Origin of the sequence: Candidatus Nebulibacter yamunensis (assembly GCF_024208055.1) — a bacterium.
Taxonomy (GTDB): Bacteria; Pseudomonadota; Gammaproteobacteria; order Francisellales; family Francisellaceae; genus Caedibacter; species Caedibacter lacustris.
The window spans coordinates 1-19828 of record NZ_JAMBMW010000027.1 but is presented as its reverse complement, the minus strand read 5'-3'; the positions used below and the strand labels follow the sequence as shown (position 1 = coordinate 19828).

Genomic DNA, 19828 nt, shown 5'->3' with positions numbered 1-19828 from the left:
GTAAATCCTTTTTTTGTCAGTGGAAAGGAGGTTGCGATTAAGAAATGGGGGTCTCTTAATAATGATTCAAAATTGATAGTATCAATCATGTTATTTTATTTCAACAACTTTTGTTGGATAAATTTTTTTACCATAACCAAATTACACTCCCAACAACCTTTTTATTCATTTAATCTCCCTAGTCCTAAACCAAAGACAACCATTCTTTACACAAAAATACTACCTCGGTTAACCATAACCTCATATTATTACTAACAGTGCCTAACCTGATTTGAAGATGATAAATTGGTCAAAAAAGCTTTAATAACGATTGCTTATCTCTCTGGTTTATTTCTTTGTATTGAAAGCAGCTATGCCTGCCGCAAAGACTTAAATACTCGAGATATTTTTTCGGAATTGGGAGACCCTTGTCATCTAGTTGGTGATCCAGTCAATCCCGTTAATGGCAATATGCATCTTGAAAGGATAGATTATATTGTTAACAGTCCAAATCCAATTGAAATCAAGCGCTATTACAACTCACAATTAAATGCTTTAAAACATCAACCTTTCGGCAAAGGGTGGAGCAGTGTTTTTAATGTTCAGTTAAGCACAGAACAGAAAGCGAATGATCATCAGCAAATTTGTTTACAGGATATTGATGGTAAGCGTATCTGTTTTAATGAATATAAACCGCTAATGCTAGGGTCAGACCCAATTGAGCTGTGGTCATCAAAAGAAAACACACGCCTATCTCTGTTACAATCACCTAATGGTTATACACTGAAATTTTTAGACAATAGCAGTTATATCTTTGATAGAAATGGATTACTTATTGAACATACTAACTCAGATGGTCGATCACATAAGATAACATATGTTGACGGTAAAATTGTCATTACGGATGAGTTTGGATATAAGCTAACTGCTCAAACAGATAGCAATGGATTGGTTAGTGCTGTTGAACTACCTGATGGCAATCGCATTGTTTATATTTATGCTGATAATCAATTAGTTTCTGTTGATTACCCTAACGGTAGTTCAATACATTATTTGTATGATCAGCAGGGTAACCTTGCTGGCGTTTATGATGGTCAAGAGAAGCCAGTATCGCTGTGGCAATATGATCATAAACAGCGAGTAGTTTATAACCGCCAGATAAGAAACGCAGGTTATGAAGATGCTATTTTTACTTTTGCTTATAAAAACCATTTAACCGATAGCTATTGGGATTTTTATTTTAAAACACTGGTTGGATTACCAAGAGGTGGTGCACAAGAGTATGACTTTGCTTCACATAAAGCATCAAGTTATCCCATTGAATATCAAATAAAAACCTTTGATCGTGGGCAGCTAATTGAGCAGAAACTATTTGAGCATAGCCATGACTGCCACGTTTTTCCTAAAGAGGTTAAAAGCGAGAGTGTAAATGTTAGTACCTATTATGATGACAAGGGTTTATTGCGTCAGAAAAAAATAGCTCATGGTTCAACGATTTATGAAGAAGCTAATTACCGATGGAATCAACATAGATTACCCGAAGAAGTTAAATATTTAGGTGGTTTAACCTTACATCTTAGCTATGACCACAAACAGCGCCCTAAGCGTATCAGTAGCAGTGATGGTAAATCTGAACAGGTATGGCAGTATACTTATGATGATAAAGGTTTCCCGATTACTGCTCAGGCACCACATAACTATGATAAACCAGATGCGGTGATTCAGTATCAGTATACTGATAAGGGAAAGCTTGTCAGTATTACCAATGAGTTGGGTCACAAAGTCACTTATGATGAGTATGATCCATCGGGTAATTTATTACTATTTACCAATGAAAATGACGTTCAAACAGGCTATCAATATGATGCGATGAATTTACCCGTTTCAATCACCATAAATGACACCGATCAAACCTTATTGAATTATGACAAAAACAATTTTATTAACAAAATCATTTCAGCTGAAGGCGTATCTACCTATTATGACTTTAATTACTGGGGGGATTTGCGTAGTGTTAAAGATCATCAAGGAAATCGCTACGTTCAACAAATAGACCCGATGGGGAATATTGCTACAAAGTTAATTTATGATCAGACAGGGAAGCTGGTCTTTAAAAAAACCTATGAATACGATAGCGCGAATCGCTTACATCATCAAGGTGATGGTGAAGGTAACGACATACGAACCTACTTTTACAAAGAAAAGCAAGTTCAACCAGCGTATTTAGTTGATCGTAAAGAGGTAACAGATCGCTACACTTACGATGGTGATGAACGTCTTACTAATATAGAAAAAATATCACCAGAAGGTAAAAGGCTAGATTATTTAAATTTATCTTACGATGCGCTAGGATACATAAAGTCAGTTGATACAGCTTCATATCACAGCAGTTATGTACGCAATGTATGGGGAAATATTACATCGCTTAAACGTCAAGGCAAGGAAGAAGAAAAGTATAGCTATAATGATAAAGGACAGCTCAAAATATATCAGGATGGTAAAAATCAACAATTTGGCTATGAATATGATTTGCTTAATCGTGTGACTAAGATTAGTGCTCAAGATTAGAAAGACACAACCCCTAAAAAATTGCTTCAGTATTTTTATGACCAAGGATCTCATGCAACTGGCAAGCTAAGTCGTATTGAGCGCTATATGCCATCAACCAATCAGCTAACAGCAATAGACAACCACTATGATACTATTGGGAATATTAGCGCTCAAATATATATCATTGATAGTAAAGAATACAAAGCAGAGTATCGCTATAACAAAGACAGTCAAATGACTTCGATCACTTATCCAAGTGGACTTAAAGTGAATTATCATTATAATCAAGCGGGTAAAATCGATAGTATCACGAGTAATAACAGTTTCTCTTCAATTGCTTCTGAAATTGAATATATGCCATTTGGTTCTGTCAAATCACTGGTCTATGGTAATCAATTAAAACTAACCCGTGACTACGATTTGAGCTATCGGTTAACAAAGCAGCAAGTCGGTGAGCTTGAAGATTATTACAGTTATGATGAAGTTAGCAATATCATTAATACTATTCACCGACAGTTACCACAAGAAAGTAAGGCTTACACTTACGATTTACTTAATCGTATTACCACGATGCAATCGGCGACTGAAAATCAAAGCTTTGTGTATGATGATAGCCATTACAGCAATTCTATGCGTGAAAAAGTCAGTAGCATCAATGGCAAAATACAGTTTAGCCAATATAACAATAAGCTTAACAGTTACACTGATGATAAAAGCCATCATGTTGAATATGATAGTAATGGCAATGTTACTAAACTAGGAGAAATGACATTAAGTTATGATGCGTTTAATAACTTAATAAAGGTAAGCAAAGCAGGCAAGCCTGTTGCTGAGTATCAATATAGTCCATTCAATCAGCGTGTCATCAAAGTGGTTGATGGCAAAAAAACTATCTTTATTTATGATCAGCTTGGAAAACTAATAGAGATTATCGCACCACATTCGATTACCGTTACCGATATTATTTACTTAGATGATCAACCGATTGCCCAGATTGTTAATGGGTCAACGTATTACTTTATGAACCATGCAAACACTACGCCCATGTATCTTTTAGATCAACAAGGCAGAGAAAGTTGGCGCGCTAATATTAAACCTTTTGAAATCGATGCAAATGGTATTGTTGAGCAAAACTTACGCTTCCCTGGGCAGTATTATGATGAAGAAACAGGTTTTTATTACAATAACGCCCGCTTTTATCACCCCAAACTTGCACAGTATTTACAGCCTGAGCCATTAGATATTTTATCAGGGGGTTCACAATACTCTTACGCATACGCAGGTTATAATGTAATAGATGTAACAGGTGAAAATCCAGTTGTAGTTGCAAGAATAGTTGTGGTGGCGGTATTAAAATTCGTTTGGAAGCCGATAGCGACAGCCTTTACAAAAGGAGCAAGCAAGACAGAAAAAGCAGCAAATAAGGCAGAGGCTGCAAGACAAACACCTAAAGAGATTTCTAAACAAACTAATGCTTGTAAAACTGGACAGGTTTGTGGTGGTAATAATTTAGCAGAAAGTATATCTCAAGCTGCAAATTTAAGGAACTATTTGCGTCAAGCTGAAGAATATGGACAAGGAAATATCAAGGAACTACAGAATGGAAAATATCGCTTTTATGGTGAGTATAGTTCTGCAAAAACACATGGAGAAATGGCAGGTAGACGAATAGTTAGAGAGTGGAATTATAAAAGTGGAGCTAAGCGGACATGGCATGAAACAGTTGATCATAATGGTAGAGTCCGTCAAGTAAGACCAGAAATGAATAATGGAGTCAAGACTCATTACACTTTTGATAAAAATGGTAATTTTATGGGGAATCGGTGATGATTTTAACATTAAAGGATATACACAATATTTTTGTAAAATTAATAAATAATCGCCTATCTTTAGAAGAAGCAGATCGGTGGGCATACAAAGTAATAGAAGAATTTGATAATAATACATTGATCTTCGATCCAAAGAAATATCAAGACCATATGTGGCGCGCTGTATCCTATCTATATGGTGTTGACCTTAAAATATCTCCTAATGAGTATATGCATTCATTGTCGGATATAGAGGAGTATTATAATAATTGGTGCAACACAATTCAAAAATAAGAAAGTATTGTTAGTTTGAAGTTTCACATGTAAAAATTTCCCATTTTCTATAATGTATAAAAATTTATACTTTTTGAAAAAGTTAAAAATAGAAAGCATCTTTTTATTGAAGATACTGCTTAATTAACCCATCCATTTGTAAGCCTTAACTTATACGTCAAAGCGTTGGGCAGCCTATAATACATTATTTATTTAAAGTAAAACCATTTAGAATAAACATGATCTAAATGATTACCTGTTGGATTATAGCCTCCTATATCTTTGCTTACTAATCGAAAATATGAATAATTGTAAACAGGCAAAGTGTAATAGTTATCCATTGCAACCATGATCGCTTTTTTCATATTTTCATCATATTCTTGCAAAGTTGTCGCACCTAAACCTTGATAGTAATATTTGTCTAACTCTTCATTACAAAATTGCCCACGATTACTACTACTGCCACAAATGTACATGCTGACAAAGTTACTTGCAGTATTATAATCAGCAATCCAAGCTTGGCGTGCAACTTCAAAATCCGCTTTATTAAGCGTTTGCAGATAAACTTTCCATTCTTCATTACGAACGCTTACTTTGACTACACCATCAAAAGCTTTTTGCCACATTTGTGCAATTACTTGCGCAATTTGTAAGTGCGTTGGATCAGTATTATATGAAATAGTAAATTTAAGTGGATTATCTTTTGAGTAACCAGATTTTTGTAAAAGTTTTAAGGCTTCATCATTACGTTTATCTATACTCCAGTTGACCCAATCATAGCTTGGTAGTGTTTTATAAATATCTGCATAAATACCATTTTGAATACCATCTGGCACAATACTATATAACGGCGTTTGACCCATTTTAAGAACATGTGTAGTAATTGCTTTTCTATCAACTGTCATTGTCAATGCTTTTCTTACATCAAGTTTATCTAATCCAGGGACTTTTACATTCATCCAATAAAAATATGTTCCCAGCTGTGTGATATTCTTAAATTGCTCACCATACCTCTTTTGATAGTTCTCACTACTGGTTGTTTGTGGTAAACTGTAAGTCATATCTATTCGACCCGCTCGAAACTGATTGTACTCATCAGATGGTGAGGTAATGGGATAAAAATTAACCTGATCAATCTTAACGTTTTTAGCATCCCAATAATAGGGATTCTTTTCTACACTCAACACACCATTTGTAACCCATTTATTTAGCTTATAAGCTCCATTTGAAACGATATTCTGTGGCTGTGTCCATTGATCGCCATATTGCTCTATAGCTGGTGGGTAAACAGGTTGAGCTGTTGCTAGTATCAACACAGACGGAAAATAAGCTTGTGGATGAGCTAAGGTAATTTCCAATGTTTTTTCATCTATGGCTTTAACCATTAGTGTGTCTGGCGATTTTTTCCCAGCAAGAATTTCCTTTGCATTACCAATCGCATTTAAATAAACCCCCATCACAGCTGTTGTTCTTGGTGTTACTGCTCGCTTTAAAGAATATACAAAATCTTCTGCTGTGACAGGTTCGCCGTTTGACCACTTAGCTTCTTTCCTTAAATGAAAAGTATAAACCTTTCCGTCATCTGAAATATCCCATGATTCTGCCACACCTGGAATAGGGTTATTATTTTCATCTTCAGCAACTAAGCCTTCAAATAAATCATTTAAAACGCGAGCCGAGGTTGTATCACTTGCCAATGCTGGATCAATGGTTGGAATGTTTTCCCTTAAGCTAATATTTAATGCACGATTAGCTTGGTTAGTTGACTTTGTTTCTTGCTTAAGGTTTTCACTCTTAGTTGTTTTTGTACTTTCGTCTCCACAGGCTGTTATAAGCAAAGCTGAGATGGCTAGTATTGATATTTTGAGTTTTGTTTTAGTATTGTATATTTGCACGTTCTCTCTCCTCTTTTTTATTGTATGAAAATTGTAAGTTGATGTTTACACACTTAAGTGATTAGATTTTTATTTTCCACCTTTTAAAAATTCACAATCAACTAAGTCCCTTGCAAAATTTAGTTTTGATTTAATTTAGCCAACTAAAGCCATTAGTTTATATGGGTTGTTACGGTTTGTTGGTTAAAATTTGAATAACTTCACAAGAACATCAAGTCACATTTTTTTACATAAAAGCAACGTTTGTCAATTCTTTATTGCAGACTTATCTAAATTTAAGACATTTAGATTCTACAATTTTCTTTCTTCTTTCTCATAAATTATTTAAAAAGATTGCTAAGTGAAGCTTTTCTACTTTCAGAATATTTGAGTTACAATACTTTATGGTTAAAGCTTGTATGTTATCTTTTAGGAATAACCAAATGGATTTATATTTTTTAGACAATACCGTATTGGCAGACAAAGCTCAGCATATTCAAACCATTTTAGAAAATAGTAGCCTTACTGCTTCACAAAAATGGCAGGTGCTCACAAAAGAAATTCTAAACCCAAATATCACATTTACTTTGCATTTAAAACTCTATCAGTTGTGTTATCAAAACGAGTCTTTTAAACCAATGTGGTTACCTGATGAAAAAGTATCCCAAAATTACTACCTTGCACAATGGATGAAGCGACTGAATATTGATACGGTTGCAGATTTTCACCGTTATAGTATTGAACAAGCTAAAGCTTTTTGGCAACAAGCTATTGATGACTTAGCGATTGAGTTTACACAACCTGCTAATTGTGTTTTTGATTACAGTTTATTTCCTTATACACCTACTTGGTTGCCAAATGCACGCTTTAATATAGCAAACAGTTGTGTGAATGTTGACAACACGATTTTGAATAAACCTGCTATTCTCTATCACAAGCATATAAAAGAAAAAATAACGATAGAAACACTTAGCTATAAAGAGCTAGACACTCTGAGCACAAGAATTGCACAATCATTAATAACGCACTATAAAATAAAACCACAAAGCAAAATAGCAATTGTAATGCCGATGAATATTGAAGCTGTAGCTATGTATATTGCTATTATCAAATTAGGCTCAACTGTAGTTTCAATTGCAGATAGTTTTTCTATTAATGAAATTTGTACCAGACTTAAAATAAGTAACTGTCAACTTGTCTTTACACAAGATTTTATTGAGCGAAATGATAAAGCCTTAGCTCTGTATCAAAAAATAACTGAAACAGAAGTAGCATCCATCATTTGTTTAAAAACGCATTCAAGTTACACCAGATTACATCTACGTCCACAAGATATTGATTTTGAAAGTCTATTAAATCTTCCGATCGCATTAAAAAGCGATTTTAACTCATATATGCAAAGTGCACAAACACCTATTAATGTCCTTTTTTCATCTGGCACGACTGGCACACCTAAAGCAATTATTTGGGAACAAAGTACTGCGCTAAAAGCCGCAACTGATGCCAAGCTATATATGAATACCAATACGTCTGACATTTGGGCTTGGCCAACGAATCTTGGCTGGATGATGGGACCTTGGCTTATATTTGCGACTTTTATTAATCGTGCTACTCTTGCACTTTTTGATGGTGTTCCAACTTCACTGGATTTTATTCGATTTGTTGAAAAAGCCAAAGTGACAAAACTCGGTGTTATTCCAAGTATTGTCAATGCTTGGCGTAATCAAAATCTACTGGAAAAGATAAATTGGCAACACATTCAACTCTTTGCAACTACAGGCGAAGCTTCCAATCCTGAAGATATGCTTTACCTATCCATGAAAGCAGGCTATAAACCGATTATTGAATACTGTGGCGGCACTGAAATTGGTGGTGCTTATATAAGCTCAACACTATTACAACCCAATGTACCTTCTTGTTTTTCTACACCTTGTTTTGGTATTGAGTTAAAACTATTAAATACACAACAAGAAATTCTAAATGATGAAGGACTAATACAAGGTGAGGCTGCATTAAGTTCATGTGCATTGGGCTTATCTAACCGATTACTCAATGCCAATAATAACGCTATTTACTATGAAAAAATGCCTTATTACCATAACGTGCCTTTACGCCGTCATGGTGATTTATTGTTAAGGCTAGAAAATGGATATTATCGCTCATTAGGTAGAGCAGATAACACCATGAATCTAGGTGGAATCAAAACATCCAGTGCTGAGATCGAGCAAGTTCTCCTTCAACTTGACAACGTTTATGAATTGGCGGCAATTGCGGTTAGTGATGAAAATGAAGGCATCAGTAAGCTCGTTATTTATGTGGTAACCAAACAAGACTGCAGCCCAGTTGAACTTAAAAATAAAATGCAGAGCATACTCAAGGAGAGACTTAATCCTTTGTTTAAAATCAGTGACATTGTGTTAACAGATAAGTTGCCACGTACAGCAAGTAACAAAGTCATGCACCGTGAACTGAAGACACATTACCAACGATATTGTCGAAATACGCCATGTAATTTATAAACACTTAGCTAAGCAAGCTTAGCTCCCTACTTTAGGGAAATTTTAAAATGAGGCAAAACATGATGGTACGCTCAATATTTTTATTTATTTTAGTCGCTCTTTTTTTGTTTTTTGAAATGGCGCTTCAGGTCTCTCCTGGCATTATGACCAATCATCTTATGAATAGCTTAAAAATTGATATTTTTTGGTTGGGAGTTACTTCAGGTGCTTATTTTATTACTTATACCTTTATGCAAATTCCTGCTGGTTTGTTTTATGATCGCTTTTCTGCACGTAATGTTATTTTATTGCCCTTATTAATTTGTGTCGTTGGTGGTTTCTTGTTTGGATTAGCGCCAAACTTTTATTTGGCAACTTGTGCACGGATTTTTATGGGGTTTGGATCAGCATTTGCCTTTATTGGAGTTTTAGTAGTGGCAAGTCATGTGTTTAGCAAGCACTACTTTACACTCATTACTGGGATCACTCAAATGCTTGCAGCATTAGGTGCAATGTGTGGTGCACTTCCACTGTTACCACTTATTAAGCATTTTGGCTGGCGTACCACAATGGTGATTATCAGCAGTTTTGGTTTAGTACTTTTTGTCATCATGCTTTTATTTTTAAAGCTACCTAATAAGCATTTAACTAATGCTCCTACCAAAGCATGGACTGCTCTTAAGACTGTGGCTCAACAATCTCAAACTTGGTTTATTGCCCTTTACGCTTGCTTATTGTGGATGCCAATGGCAGTTGTTGCATCTCTTTACGGTATTGCATTTGTTGAACAATACTTTAATCTACCCTTTGCAACCTCTGCCACCATCGTGACTTTTATGTGGATTGGCATTGCAATCGGTAGCCCCCTATTTGGTTTCGTCGCAGATAAAACACATCAACTAAAATTAACACTAACAATATGTGCATTAATCGGTGTAGTAGGATTTGCACTTATTATGTTTATACCTATTACTAGCCTAATGGCGCTGATCTTCTTATTTTTGCTTGCAGGAGCAGCTTGCGCTGGGCAAGCGTTGAGTTTCTCACTGGTCAGTCGTAATAATAAATTAGAACATCGTGCAACAGCTATTGGCTTTAATAATATGGCTGTTGTCATTTCAGGTTTTATTTTTCAACCACTTGTTGGTTTTATTATTCGTGTGAGTCAACAAGGAAAGGCAACCAATTATTTATATGACTCCAATAGCTACCACAATGGGATGCTAATTGTGCTGATGGCTTATATTATTGCCGCTCTAACTGTTATTTTTCTAATCAAGCGTTAATAAAGTACAACACTTTTGCCACACTTTTTGTATCCTCCGAAGTCTGATAGAATATTTTGCCACCCTATTCTTCACCTTGCTCATATAGCGCTTTAAATCGATAATAACTACTCTTTGAGTAACATAATAATTTTTGTTGTTTCTGTTTCATTTTTCATTCCTAGATTACTAATTGTAGCCATTATAACCTAGAAAGAATCTACCCAATTATTTTAATATCCCCTTCTTACCTGTTTATTGAGTAATTTTGGTTAATTCGGTTTTCAAAGTCTTGTTTTGATTCAAACATAGTCTTGAAGGGTGTGTTGAAAGGCTCTTTTGTTTCAGTAAAATACCCCTCTACAATATTATTTAACCAATTTTTGTCTTTCGATTTCATGTTCATTATTTCGTAAGCCTTTTTAGACGATATTTCATTAATTTGGTTTAAAGTAAAATGGTTATACTGTCCCTTTTCATCATGTTTTTTGAAATACTTTGAAACTTCCTGTGTTGAGATTTAATATATTCCTTTATTAGGTTCAAAGTATAACGATTTTTCGCTGTCAATTACATTAACTGCTATTATATGACCTGTTTCTTTTTTATCGTGTCGCATCTCTATATTATAAAGCCCCGGAGGAGAATTGATAATTAAATCTACTAAAGCCTCCATGGTGTTTGCTTTAAATAAAGTTTTACTTTCTAAAAACTGTTCAGCATAAATTTTATCTTTATCTTCTTTTATTAGACTTGCTTTAGTTTGTATCAGATCAGCAATAGTTGAACTTACATAAGCATCTTTTATTTTTTTTACGACCTGGTTGTGTGAAAAGTTAACGACAGCTCCAAAGCACCTCCCACCTGAAGGAGCACCTAAAAATGCTTTTCCACGGTTATTAAATTTTATCAGTTTTTTTTCAGGCATTATTTTCTTCATTTTTATTTGTGATGTCATGTTAGTGAATTCAGTGTAAATAAGATATGTTTGCAAGATCAAGACCATTGAATTAAAGTCATCAAAATGACTAATCTACTAAGATTTATTCCTTTAGCCCTATTACCCTGTCATTTAGCAGCAAATTTCAGCTTCCTTTAAACAGATAGGTAAGATTATCTTGTTTGACATTTGAGCAAATGTCAAAAATATTAAATCAACACAAATAAAGATTCCAGGTTATATTTAAAAATTATACAATTATTGATTTAGAATAGTTTTATAAAAACAAAACACACTAGCAGTTAACTTAAAGTATGCTACACTAGCTTCGTGAAATTAGTTTAATGGAAAAAATCTAGGGAGTTAATCTATGTCATATAAAAAAGCACTTGTTGCCATCAATATATATGAAGATTTTCAACATATACTTGATTCAGCTAAATCAATTGCTCAAAAACTTCATTTGCAACTTGATATTATGACCGTTATTGATAATACTGCTGAATTTGTTCCAGCTGCAATGGATTTTCAAAAGAGCTTACAAGAAAATGCAAGACAAAAATTACAAGCAATCAAGCCGCAATTTGAAGGAATAAGAGCAGAGTTTCATATAGCACAAGGCAACCCTAATCATGAAGTCACACATTATGCTGAAGAAAATGGTTGCGATTTGGTGATTCTTGGCTCTCATGCACGTCATGGTCTAAACCTTTTATTGGGTTCAACTGCAAACAGCGTTTTACATAAATCAAAATGTGATGTATTAACTGTACGCATTCAAGAAGATCATCCCAATTTAGTTACCAACTATAACAAGATTTTATTGGCTACTGATTTAGAAGACGATAGTGCTGAAGTTGCTAAACTTGCTAAAAAAATAGCAACCACATTCAATTCCTCTGTTTCGACAATTTGTGTTCAAGGAGATCCAACCATTGTTACTGGTATTTATGGCATTGTGCCTGAGGTGCAAACTCAGTTGACTGAAGACATGCAAAAAAAATTAGATGAATGGTCAATGCAATATGGTTTTAAAGGTCAACGTTATTTGCAAACAGGTAACGCAGCAGATGAAATCACTGAAACAGCCAAATCACATGGCTATGGTCTTATTGTGATTGGGAGTCATCAGCGTGGTGCACTTGGTCGCTTCTTTTTAGGTTCAACAGCTAACGCCGTCTTACATCATGCCAAACAAGACGTTTTAGTTAAAAAGCTAAAAGCTTAGTGCTTGCCTACCTAAAATATCATATAAATTTTCTCTCTTTTATGCTCATTTTTGATTGTATGATCACCATTGATTCCTTACCATCTTGATTCATATCTATCAAAGTTTATGAGTAATATTATGCGCTTGGCACCTATTATGATTCACGTTAATAATTTAGAAGAATCAATTGCGTTTTATCAAAATATTTCGGGCGTGCCGTTGTTTAGAAATGAGTCAAACGTAATATGGAAGAAATAAATTTAATATCAACAAAGCCTTTTGATAATATTCCCAAGCAAATTATTTGGGAAGCACATAAAAGAGCTAAAACAAACAAATGTATTATATAATGTTAGCGTTTAGACTTACATAGAGAGTAAGACACTCAAAATGTTGTTGCGATCACTGATCTTATTAAAGTTACACCTTTTCGATCAGTTGCTTTTAGTTTTTTAACTAAATCTTGGGCGTAATGCCATTTTGGCAGCTTTCTTTGTGCGACTTATTGCCACTCTTTTTGCAATCTTCCGTTGCTCTGTTGGTTTAATATAATGCTTTCTTTCTCGTAGCTCTTTAATAATGCCCGCTTTTTCACACGCACGTTTAAATTGCCTTAAATTAACCTCAAAAGGTCTGCGATCATCAACCCTTATTTTAGGCATTAAACTAATTCAACATTAACAGCTTCCATACCTTTTTGACCTTGCTTTGCTACAAAAGCTACAGTTTGACCCTCTTGTAAAGTGCCACCTGTAGCATCCAAGTTTGTTATATGTACAAAAACATCTTTACTACCATTGCTCGGTTGAATGAATCCAAATCCTTTTGCATCATTAAAAAACTTCACTGTACCTTGTAATTTACTCATATTTATTTTCTCTATTTGGTTATTAATTTAGGCAACATTATTTATTGCTATCACAGCATAACAAAACTGATCAACTTATGGAAGCATAAAAGCATACTTTGTAGAACTTACATATTATAGAAGAAGTCTTTCATTTAGAATATGAGCATATTAGCAAAATTTATACAAAAACTAAAAGTGATTTAACCATAACGTTCATATCTAACTTATTTGGATAGCGTTTTCGCATTTCAACTCCCCTCCCTGTTGGAATTTAAAAACGTAGATTTTAGGAGATCATAACAGACTTTGAACAGGTTCTAACAGATATTTTATTTTATCAAATATTCTGGTTGTTTCGCTCAAAACTTATTTCTATAACGACCTTAATGGTTATTAAGTTGAGTTAATTGAAAATAAATTGTTGAAAAAATTCATTAAATGTAAACTATTTTTTTATTTTGAATTAAAAATTACAAACTACACAATAAAATACAATATAAAGAGAAATTATAATTATTATTTGACAATTTGTAACAAAAAACAATATAATTATTCTCTCAGATCATATTTAATTTAGGAGAAATGGAGAAATAAAACAACCAATCGCACAATTAACTATGGGTTGCCATTTATGCTCGGCTTTGCTCATCAAAAATATTTAAGTGCAGAATTGGCAGTAGTTGAAGCAGCGGATTCTGGCTGCTCACATTGGTACTTAGATGAAGGAACGCTTAATTATAAACAAATTGTAGAAACAATAATCGAATGCAAATGGAAAGGTTTAATTGCATTTGAAACACGTGGGATTACAACGCATCAAACCCTACAGGAAATAAAGGATATTTATCACTCACTGCAATATGAGGTTATTTAATACAAATATGTTAATTGAAAATTATTTATACTACCTTATATTTTGTACACTTATGGTTTTTAGCCCAGGACCTATGACAATATTCTTAATGACTGTTGCTGCAAACAATGGGTTCACAAAAACCTTACTTGCTCAGCTAGGGGCAAGCAGTGCATATTTAGTATCATTATTAATTTTTACTGTTGGTCTTACTGCTGTTTTTCTCAAATATGAATTTATTCTAAAATTCATACAAATAATAGGTGTTTCATACATACTTTACTTAGCTTGGAAGCAGTGGCAAACGGCATCATCAGAAGCAATAATTAAAAAACCAACTGTATCCTTTAAAAAATATCAATGGCGGTTTTTTAATAGTATGTATTTTAAAGGAGCGTTAGTTGCTGCTTCAAATCCCAAAACAATTATCTTATTTAGTACCGTTATTCCACAGTTTACTGATACAGATGGTGGTATATTTACAAATACCCTAACTTTGGCAGTTACATTTCTGATCATGCAATGCCTAAGCGGAATAACCTATAGCTATTTTGGGCAAAACATACAAAAATAACTTGCAAACCGGTTTAGTAGAAAGATTATTTATCGGTGCATGTCATGTTTATTATTGTTAGTTGCAATATTAATGTTAAAAATTTAAAAATAGAAACTTAAGCGAGTTTTTCCAAAAAAAAAAAGCTTTATACAATTAAGTATTACTATACACAGGAAAATGCGTACATAAATCAATCACTTTCTGCTTAATATCTACCTCCAGTTTCTCATCGCCAAGGTTATCGATAATATCACATATCCAATGTGCAATTTGGGTGCACTCTTTTTCTTTCAAGCCACGTGTTGTAATCGCAGGTGTTCCAATACGTAGCCCACTTGTAACAAATGGAGAACGCAGATCATTAGGCACGGAATTTTTATTGACCGTAATATTAGCACGCCCCAGTGCCATTTCAACATCTTTCCCTGTACTGTTCTTACTAATTAAATCAATCAATATTAAGTGATTTTCGGTGCCATTTGATACAATATTCACACCACGCGACATAATAACTTCAGCCATTTTCTTAGCATTTTTAACAACTTGCTGTTGATAGGTTTTAAACTCAGGCGAAAGCGCTTCTTTAAATGCCACGGCTTTTGCTGCAATAACGTGCATAAGTGGTCCACCTTGTGTGCCTGGAAATACGATCGATTGAAACTTTTTCTCGAGCTCAGGATTTGATTTAGCAAGAATGATTCCACCTCGCGGACCTCGTAATGTTTTGTGAGTGGTACTTGTTACAACATCGGCATAAGCTATAGGATTCGGATATACTCCTGCTGCAATTAAACCTGCAACATGTGCCATATCAACCATTAAATATGCACCAACTTGATCGGCAATTTCTCTGAATTTTTTCCAATTCACAATTCCAGAAAAAGCCGAAAAGCCTGCAATAATCATTTTAGGCTTATGCTCTTTTGCCAAACGTTCCACTTCAGCATAATCAATATCACCAGTTTTAGGATCTAAACCATATTGAACAGCATTAAATAACCTACCTGAAAAATTTACCTTTGCACCATGAGTCAAATGCCCACCATGCGCTAAAGACATACCCAAAACAGTATCTCCAGGTTGCAAAAGTGCGAAATAAACAGCTGCATTTGCTTGTGACCCTGAATGTGGTTGTACATTAGCATAATCTGCTCCAAACAACTCTTTTAAACGAGAAACGGCCAATTCTTCGGCAACATCAACATATTCACACCCACCATAATAGCGCTTACCGGCATAACCTTCAGCGTATTTGTTAGTAAGTTGAGAACCTTGCGCCTCCATTACTGCTGGGCTTGCATAGTTTTCTGAAGCGATTAATTCAATATGTTCTTGTTGGCGTTTATTTTCTTTTTCAATTGCTTGAAATAGCTCTGGATCAAATTTTGCAATAGACACACAACGATCAAACATTTAAATATCCTCCTAATAAAGGTTTCTGAGACTTCAAGAATGGGTGTGTTATTCTACACATCATTATGACAAAATCCTATTAAAAACATTAACGAGCTATGTTGATTTTACGTTCATCCATGTTAAAACCTCTCTTTATAATAATGATTTATATGATATGATTCTACATATCCTTACGCTAAAACCCTACTGAAAACGAGCGATGATCCAAGAGTATTATGCAAATGGCGATCATTATGATGCCACCAATGAACAAAAAAGTCGAACCCAAATAAAAAAAGAAGCACATAGTACTACAGATTTTGGTAAGAAATTAATTGAATTAAGTGAAGAACGTATTAAAAAGCTTCCGATTGATGAAAAAATAATTGATGAAATTTTAAAAGCAAAATCAATGCAACGTATTGCTTTAAAACGCCAAATTCAATATATCGGCAAGCTTATGCGCAATACTGATTTAGAAAAAGCTTATGAAATTTACGAAGGGTTTACCCAAAAAAATCATGCTCAAAGCGCAAAATTGCACCGTTTAGAGCAGTTGCGTGATGAGCTTGTAAACGAACACACCACCAAAGATGCACTTAATAAGCTTATGAGTGATTATCCCAATATTGATGTTCAGCAATTGCGTCAACTTATTCGCAACCACCACAAAGAAATTTCACAACAAAAACCGCTGAAATCCTACCGCCAAATATTTCAATTACTCAAAGAAACGATGCAGTAACCTATGCAAAAACGATTTATGTATGCTTTTTGGGTTATTGTCTTTATCCTTATAACGTATATTGCCCATTCATATTTACAGTATAAAGAAAATACAGCACTGACCCCTTTTATTGAGAAAAGCAAAAGCGAAAAAATCGTAACGTTACGTGCTTATAATCACCATTATATGAGCTATGGCACAATCAATGACCTTAAGGTGAAGTTTTTAATTGATACAGGTGCTACTTCAGTTTCCATTCCTGAGGAAATTGCAAAAAAAGTTGGCTTAAAAAAAGGTTTAGGCTATACCGTCAGTACAGCAAATGGCAATATTACTGTATACCAAACTTACGTTAAAACGCTTACCATTGGGAACATTGTTTTGAATAATGTACGAGCAAGTATCAACCCAAGTAGTGACGATGATTTCATTTTGCTTGGTATGAGCGCATTAAGACAGCTTGAAATGATTCAAAAAGACAACACGCTTATTCTCAAACAAAACTTAGCCAATTCGCATACCTGGTAATGCACCTTCATCAGGCTCGAGTAAATATAACGAATCCCCCTCTCCTGCACACAATACCATCCCTTCTGATATACCAAAACGCATTTTACGAGGCGCCAAATTAGCAACCACTACCGTATGCTTTCCAACTAATTTCTCTGGACTATACGCCGATTTAATGCCAGAAAAAACTTGTCTTTGCTCTTGACCTAAATCAAGCTTCAAACGCAAAAGTTTGTCGGATCCTTCAACATGGTCAGCTTCGATAATTTTAGCAATACGTAAATCGACTTTTAAGAAATCATCAATTTTAATTTCATCTGCAATATTTAAACTGTTTTTTGTCACTTGAGCTTTTTGTGTTTCTTTAACTGACATTGCTTCTGTTTGCATCTTTTTTGTTTCCTCGATAATTAATTCAATTTTCTCTGCTTCAACTCTATCAATTAATGGTTTAAACGCATTGATTTTATGATTAAAAAGCAAGTTAGGAATTTCCGCCCATTGCATTTGATTGATATTTAAAAAACCTTCGGCTTTTAATGTTAACTCAGGCATAATTGGCTTTAAATATCCAATTATGATCTTAAATAAGTTAATACCAAGGCTGCAAACATCATGCACTAATGCCTCATGACCTTCTGTTTTATTTAACTGCCAAGGTTTATGATAATCAATATACTGATTCGCTTGATCTGCTAAGTTCATAATAATCCGTAAAGCCTGAGCAAAATCACGTTTTTCAAATAATTGAGTAATTTCTTCATGCATCGCATGAAAACGTTCAACGATTTGTTGGTCTTGAATGTGTGAAGCTAACACCCCATTAAACTGCTTATTAATGAACCCAGCACACCTACTTGCAATGTTAACAACTTTACCAACTACATCCGAATTTACCTTTTGAATAAAGTCTTCTAAATTTAAGTCAATATCATCAATACGTGGCGTTAATTTACTGGCAAAATAATAACGCAAATACTCCGCCTTCAAATGATGTAAATACGTACGCGCTGCAATAAATGTTCCACGCGACTTAGACATTTTTTTACCATTTACGGTTAAAAATCCGTTAGCAAAAATTCCCGTTGGTGTACGATAATTCACTGCATTTAAGATAGCAGGCCAAAAAAGTGCATGAAAGTAAATAATATCTTTACCAATAAAGTGATACAGCTCAGCTTGGCTATCCTTTTTCCAATAACTTTCAAAATCAATTCCCGCTCGATTACATAAATCTTTGAAACTTGCAATATAACCCATTGGTGCATCTAACCATACATAAAAATATTTTTGCTCATTTGTGCCTGGAATAGGAAAACCAAAATATGGGGCATCACGTGAAATATTCCAGTCTTGAAGTCCAAATTCAAACCACTCTTTTAGTTTATTTTGAACTTCTGGTTGTAATGCTTTGGTATGTTTCATCCATTTGTGAATATCTTCACTTAATTTACTCAATTTAAAAAAGAAGTGTTCACTATTTTTTTGAATCGGTGTTTCACCAGTCACTACTGATTTGGGATTAATTAAATCTATAGGTGAATACGTGGCGCTACAAACTTCACAGCTATCACCATACTGATCTTCTGCCTTACATTTTGGGCATGTTCCTTTTACAAAACGATCCGGTAAAAACATTTTTGCTTTCGGATCATAAGCTTGAGCAATCTCACGCATTTCAATCAAGTGGCTTGCTTTTAACTTCAAATAAATCTGTTCAACGATTTCTTGATTTAATGGATGATGAGTCGAATGATAATTATCAAATTCCACTTCAAAATCGATAAAATCATCGCGATGTGACTGACTCATTTGCTCAACGAGCTTTTCAGGCTTAATACCTGCATTTTGCGCTTTCAACATGATAGGTGTACCATGAGTATCGCTGCCACAAACAAAGTGACATTGATTACCACGCATTTTTTGAAACCTCACCCAAATATCAGATTGGATATAACCAAGCATATGCCCTAAATGTAAGTGTCCATTAGCATACGGTAAAGCATTAGTAACAAGAATATTTCGCATATTAACCTTTGTGATAGGCAATTTAAGTGGGGCTAATTATATACGTTTTGTTTGATGATTCATACATCCATACAAACCATTTCTCTGTACACGAAGATTTTTCATTTAAGTAGCTCATGTAGTGGTTTATTTAATATTTTGAGGCATGGTTTAAAATCCCTTGTACTGATAACTACCTTTTGATACACATTAGCAATTATATCCAAACCATAACGATAGCTAAACTGCTTGATAAAGAGCTTAACGAAGGAAATGCGGGTAGTGTTTACTTTAGCATTTTAGATATTTCTACTCCATTCAATACGGTTGATATAAAGATTAATTACAATAGAGTTCTTTCCAAACCGTATTTAATCTAGCAAAATAGCTATTTAAAAATTCAAGATGGATATGATCAATGAGATGGGAAACGATAAACAAGTTAGCAGCAGATGAGTTTCGTCGTTTAACAGGTGTAAAAAAGCCAACGTTTGAAGAGATGGTGAAAATATTACAAGCGGCGCGAGCAGAAA

Annotated in this window: 16 protein-coding genes; 10 read left to right on the top strand and 6 right to left on the bottom strand. The window is 34.3% G+C overall.

Features of this window, described 5'->3' with window-relative positions:
• Window positions 1-285: 285 nt before the first annotated feature.
• The 3 genes from M1V25_RS09510 to M1V25_RS09500 all read left to right on the top strand — a co-directional run bounded on the left by M1V25_RS09510 (window position 286) and on the right by M1V25_RS09500 (window position 4631).
• Entirely contained in the window at window positions 286-2547 is a 2262-nt protein-coding gene (locus M1V25_RS09510) for a DUF6531 domain-containing protein (protein ID WP_498843130.1), read from the top strand.
• 87 nt (window positions 2548-2634) lie between these two features.
• Window positions 2635-4356 carry an RHS repeat domain-containing protein gene (locus M1V25_RS09505; protein WP_498843129.1) on the top strand — a complete coding sequence of 574 codons (1722 nt, stop codon included), beginning with the start codon at window positions 2635-2637 and terminating at the stop codon, window positions 4354-4356.
• A complete protein-coding gene (locus M1V25_RS09500) occupies window positions 4356-4631 on the top strand; it encodes a YxzC family protein (protein ID WP_498843128.1) in 276 nt (91 codons plus the stop codon). The genes M1V25_RS09505 and M1V25_RS09500 overlap by 1 nt, the downstream gene beginning before the upstream one ends.
• A 188-nt stretch (window positions 4632-4819) precedes the next feature.
• Here the strand turns inward: M1V25_RS09500 and M1V25_RS09495 are convergent, their stop codons facing one another.
• The gene (locus tag M1V25_RS09495) at window positions 4820-6505 is read right to left on the bottom strand and encodes a peptide ABC transporter substrate-binding protein (RefSeq protein WP_498843127.1); all 1686 of its coding nucleotides are present in this window, start codon (window positions 6503-6505) and stop codon (window positions 4820-4822) included.
• A 422-nt stretch (window positions 6506-6927) separates the two neighbouring features.
• Here M1V25_RS09495 and M1V25_RS09490 point away from each other — a divergent pair, with 422 nt between their 5' ends.
• Both M1V25_RS09490 and M1V25_RS09485 read left to right on the top strand, forming a co-directional pair.
• Window positions 6928-9003, top strand: coding sequence for an AMP-binding protein (locus tag M1V25_RS09490; protein ID WP_498843126.1), 2076 nt, complete (start codon window positions 6928-6930; stop codon window positions 9001-9003).
• A 47-nt stretch (window positions 9004-9050) separates the two neighbouring features.
• Window positions 9051-10268: an MFS transporter gene (locus M1V25_RS09485; protein ID WP_498843125.1), complete on the top strand. Its 1218-nt coding sequence runs from the start codon at window positions 9051-9053 to the stop codon at window positions 10266-10268.
• A 499-nt stretch (window positions 10269-10767) separates the two neighbouring features.
• Here the strand turns inward: M1V25_RS09485 and M1V25_RS09480 are convergent, their stop codons facing one another.
• On the bottom strand, window positions 10768-11175 hold the full coding sequence (locus tag M1V25_RS09480; protein WP_498843124.1) for a hypothetical protein: 408 nt from the start codon (window positions 11173-11175) through the stop codon (window positions 10768-10770).
• A 382-nt stretch (window positions 11176-11557) separates the two neighbouring features.
• Here M1V25_RS09480 and M1V25_RS09475 point away from each other — a divergent pair, with 382 nt between their 5' ends.
• Window positions 11558-12415, top strand: coding sequence for a universal stress protein (locus M1V25_RS09475; RefSeq protein ID WP_498843123.1), 858 nt, complete (start codon window positions 11558-11560; stop codon window positions 12413-12415).
• 434 nt (window positions 12416-12849) lie between these two features.
• Here the strand turns inward: M1V25_RS09475 and rpsU are convergent, their stop codons facing one another.
• Window positions 12850-13059 carry a 30S ribosomal protein S21 gene (gene rpsU, locus M1V25_RS09470; RefSeq protein ID WP_116964821.1) on the bottom strand — a complete coding sequence of 70 codons (210 nt, stop codon included), beginning with the start codon at window positions 13057-13059 and terminating at the stop codon, window positions 12850-12852.
• Window positions 13059-13265, bottom strand: coding sequence for a cold-shock protein (locus M1V25_RS09465; RefSeq protein ID WP_116964820.1), 207 nt, complete (start codon window positions 13263-13265; stop codon window positions 13059-13061). The genes rpsU and M1V25_RS09465 overlap by 1 nt, the downstream gene beginning before the upstream one ends.
• A 613-nt stretch (window positions 13266-13878) precedes the next feature.
• Between M1V25_RS09465 and M1V25_RS09460 the strand changes: the two genes are divergently transcribed.
• Together M1V25_RS09460 and M1V25_RS09455 are read left to right on the top strand one after the other, a co-directional pair.
• A complete protein-coding gene (locus M1V25_RS09460; RefSeq protein ID WP_498843122.1) occupies window positions 13879-14121 on the top strand; it encodes a hypothetical protein in 243 nt (80 codons plus the stop codon).
• Window positions 14122-14128: 7 nt separating this feature from the next.
• Complete coding sequence (locus M1V25_RS09455; RefSeq protein WP_498843121.1) at window positions 14129-14674, top strand: LysE family translocator; 546 nt, start codon at window positions 14129-14131, stop codon at window positions 14672-14674.
• Window positions 14675-14809: 135 nt separating this feature from the next.
• Here M1V25_RS09455 and glyA read toward each other — a convergent pair whose 3' ends face one another.
• Window positions 14810-16069 carry a serine hydroxymethyltransferase gene (glyA, locus tag M1V25_RS09450; RefSeq protein WP_116964816.1) on the bottom strand — a complete coding sequence of 420 codons (1260 nt, stop codon included), beginning with the start codon at window positions 16067-16069 and terminating at the stop codon, window positions 14810-14812.
• A 202-nt stretch (window positions 16070-16271) separates the two neighbouring features.
• Between glyA and yjgA the strand changes: the two genes are divergently transcribed.
• Both yjgA and M1V25_RS09440 read left to right on the top strand, forming a co-directional pair.
• Window positions 16272-16796: a ribosome biogenesis factor YjgA gene (yjgA, locus tag M1V25_RS09445; protein ID WP_116964814.1), complete on the top strand. Its 525-nt coding sequence runs from the start codon at window positions 16272-16274 to the stop codon at window positions 16794-16796.
• A gap of 3 nt (window positions 16797-16799) precedes the next feature.
• Window positions 16800-17306, top strand: coding sequence for a retropepsin-like aspartic protease family protein (locus M1V25_RS09440; protein ID WP_498843120.1), 507 nt, complete (start codon window positions 16800-16802; stop codon window positions 17304-17306).
• On the opposite strand, the gene metG is transcribed toward M1V25_RS09440, so the two are convergent.
• A complete protein-coding gene (gene metG, locus M1V25_RS09435; RefSeq protein WP_498843119.1) occupies window positions 17283-19316 on the bottom strand; it encodes a methionine--tRNA ligase in 2034 nt (677 codons plus the stop codon). The two genes, M1V25_RS09440 and metG, sit on opposite strands and share 24 nt — an antisense overlap.
• Between the last annotated feature and the right edge of the window lie 512 nt (window positions 19317-19828).

Excerpts from the sequence above, each read along its gene's own strand:
- M1V25_RS09505 (WP_498843129.1), top strand. The coding sequence starts at position 2,635 with ATGCCATCAACCAATCAGCTAACAGCAATAGACAACCACTATGATACT.
- metG (WP_498843119.1), bottom strand. The coding sequence starts at position 19,316 with ATGCGAAATATTCTTGTTACTAATGCTTTACCGTATGCTAATGGACAC.
- M1V25_RS09485 (WP_498843125.1), top strand. The coding sequence starts at position 9,051 with ATGAGGCAAAACATGATGGTACGCTCAATATTTTTATTTATTTTAGTC.
- M1V25_RS09455 (WP_498843121.1), top strand. The coding sequence starts at position 14,129 with ATGTTAATTGAAAATTATTTATACTACCTTATATTTTGTACACTTATG.
- yjgA (WP_116964814.1), top strand. The coding sequence starts at position 16,272 with ATGATCCAAGAGTATTATGCAAATGGCGATCATTATGATGCCACCAAT.
- M1V25_RS09465 (WP_116964820.1), bottom strand. The coding sequence starts at position 13,265 with ATGAGTAAATTACAAGGTACAGTGAAGTTTTTTAATGATGCAAAAGGA.
- M1V25_RS09475 (WP_498843123.1), top strand. The coding sequence starts at position 11,558 with ATGTCATATAAAAAAGCACTTGTTGCCATCAATATATATGAAGATTTT.
- M1V25_RS09480 (WP_498843124.1), bottom strand. The coding sequence starts at position 11,175 with ATGCCTGAAAAAAAACTGATAAAATTTAATAACCGTGGAAAAGCATTT.
- M1V25_RS09500 (WP_498843128.1), top strand. The coding sequence starts at position 4,356 with ATGATTTTAACATTAAAGGATATACACAATATTTTTGTAAAATTAATA.
- M1V25_RS09440 (WP_498843120.1), top strand. The coding sequence starts at position 16,800 with ATGCAAAAACGATTTATGTATGCTTTTTGGGTTATTGTCTTTATCCTT.
- M1V25_RS09460 (WP_498843122.1), top strand. The coding sequence starts at position 13,879 with ATGCTCGGCTTTGCTCATCAAAAATATTTAAGTGCAGAATTGGCAGTA.
- glyA (WP_116964816.1), bottom strand. The coding sequence starts at position 16,069 with ATGTTTGATCGTTGTGTGTCTATTGCAAAATTTGATCCAGAGCTATTT.
- M1V25_RS09490 (WP_498843126.1), top strand. The coding sequence starts at position 6,928 with ATGGATTTATATTTTTTAGACAATACCGTATTGGCAGACAAAGCTCAG.
- rpsU (WP_116964821.1), bottom strand. The coding sequence starts at position 13,059 with ATGCCTAAAATAAGGGTTGATGATCGCAGACCTTTTGAGGTTAATTTA.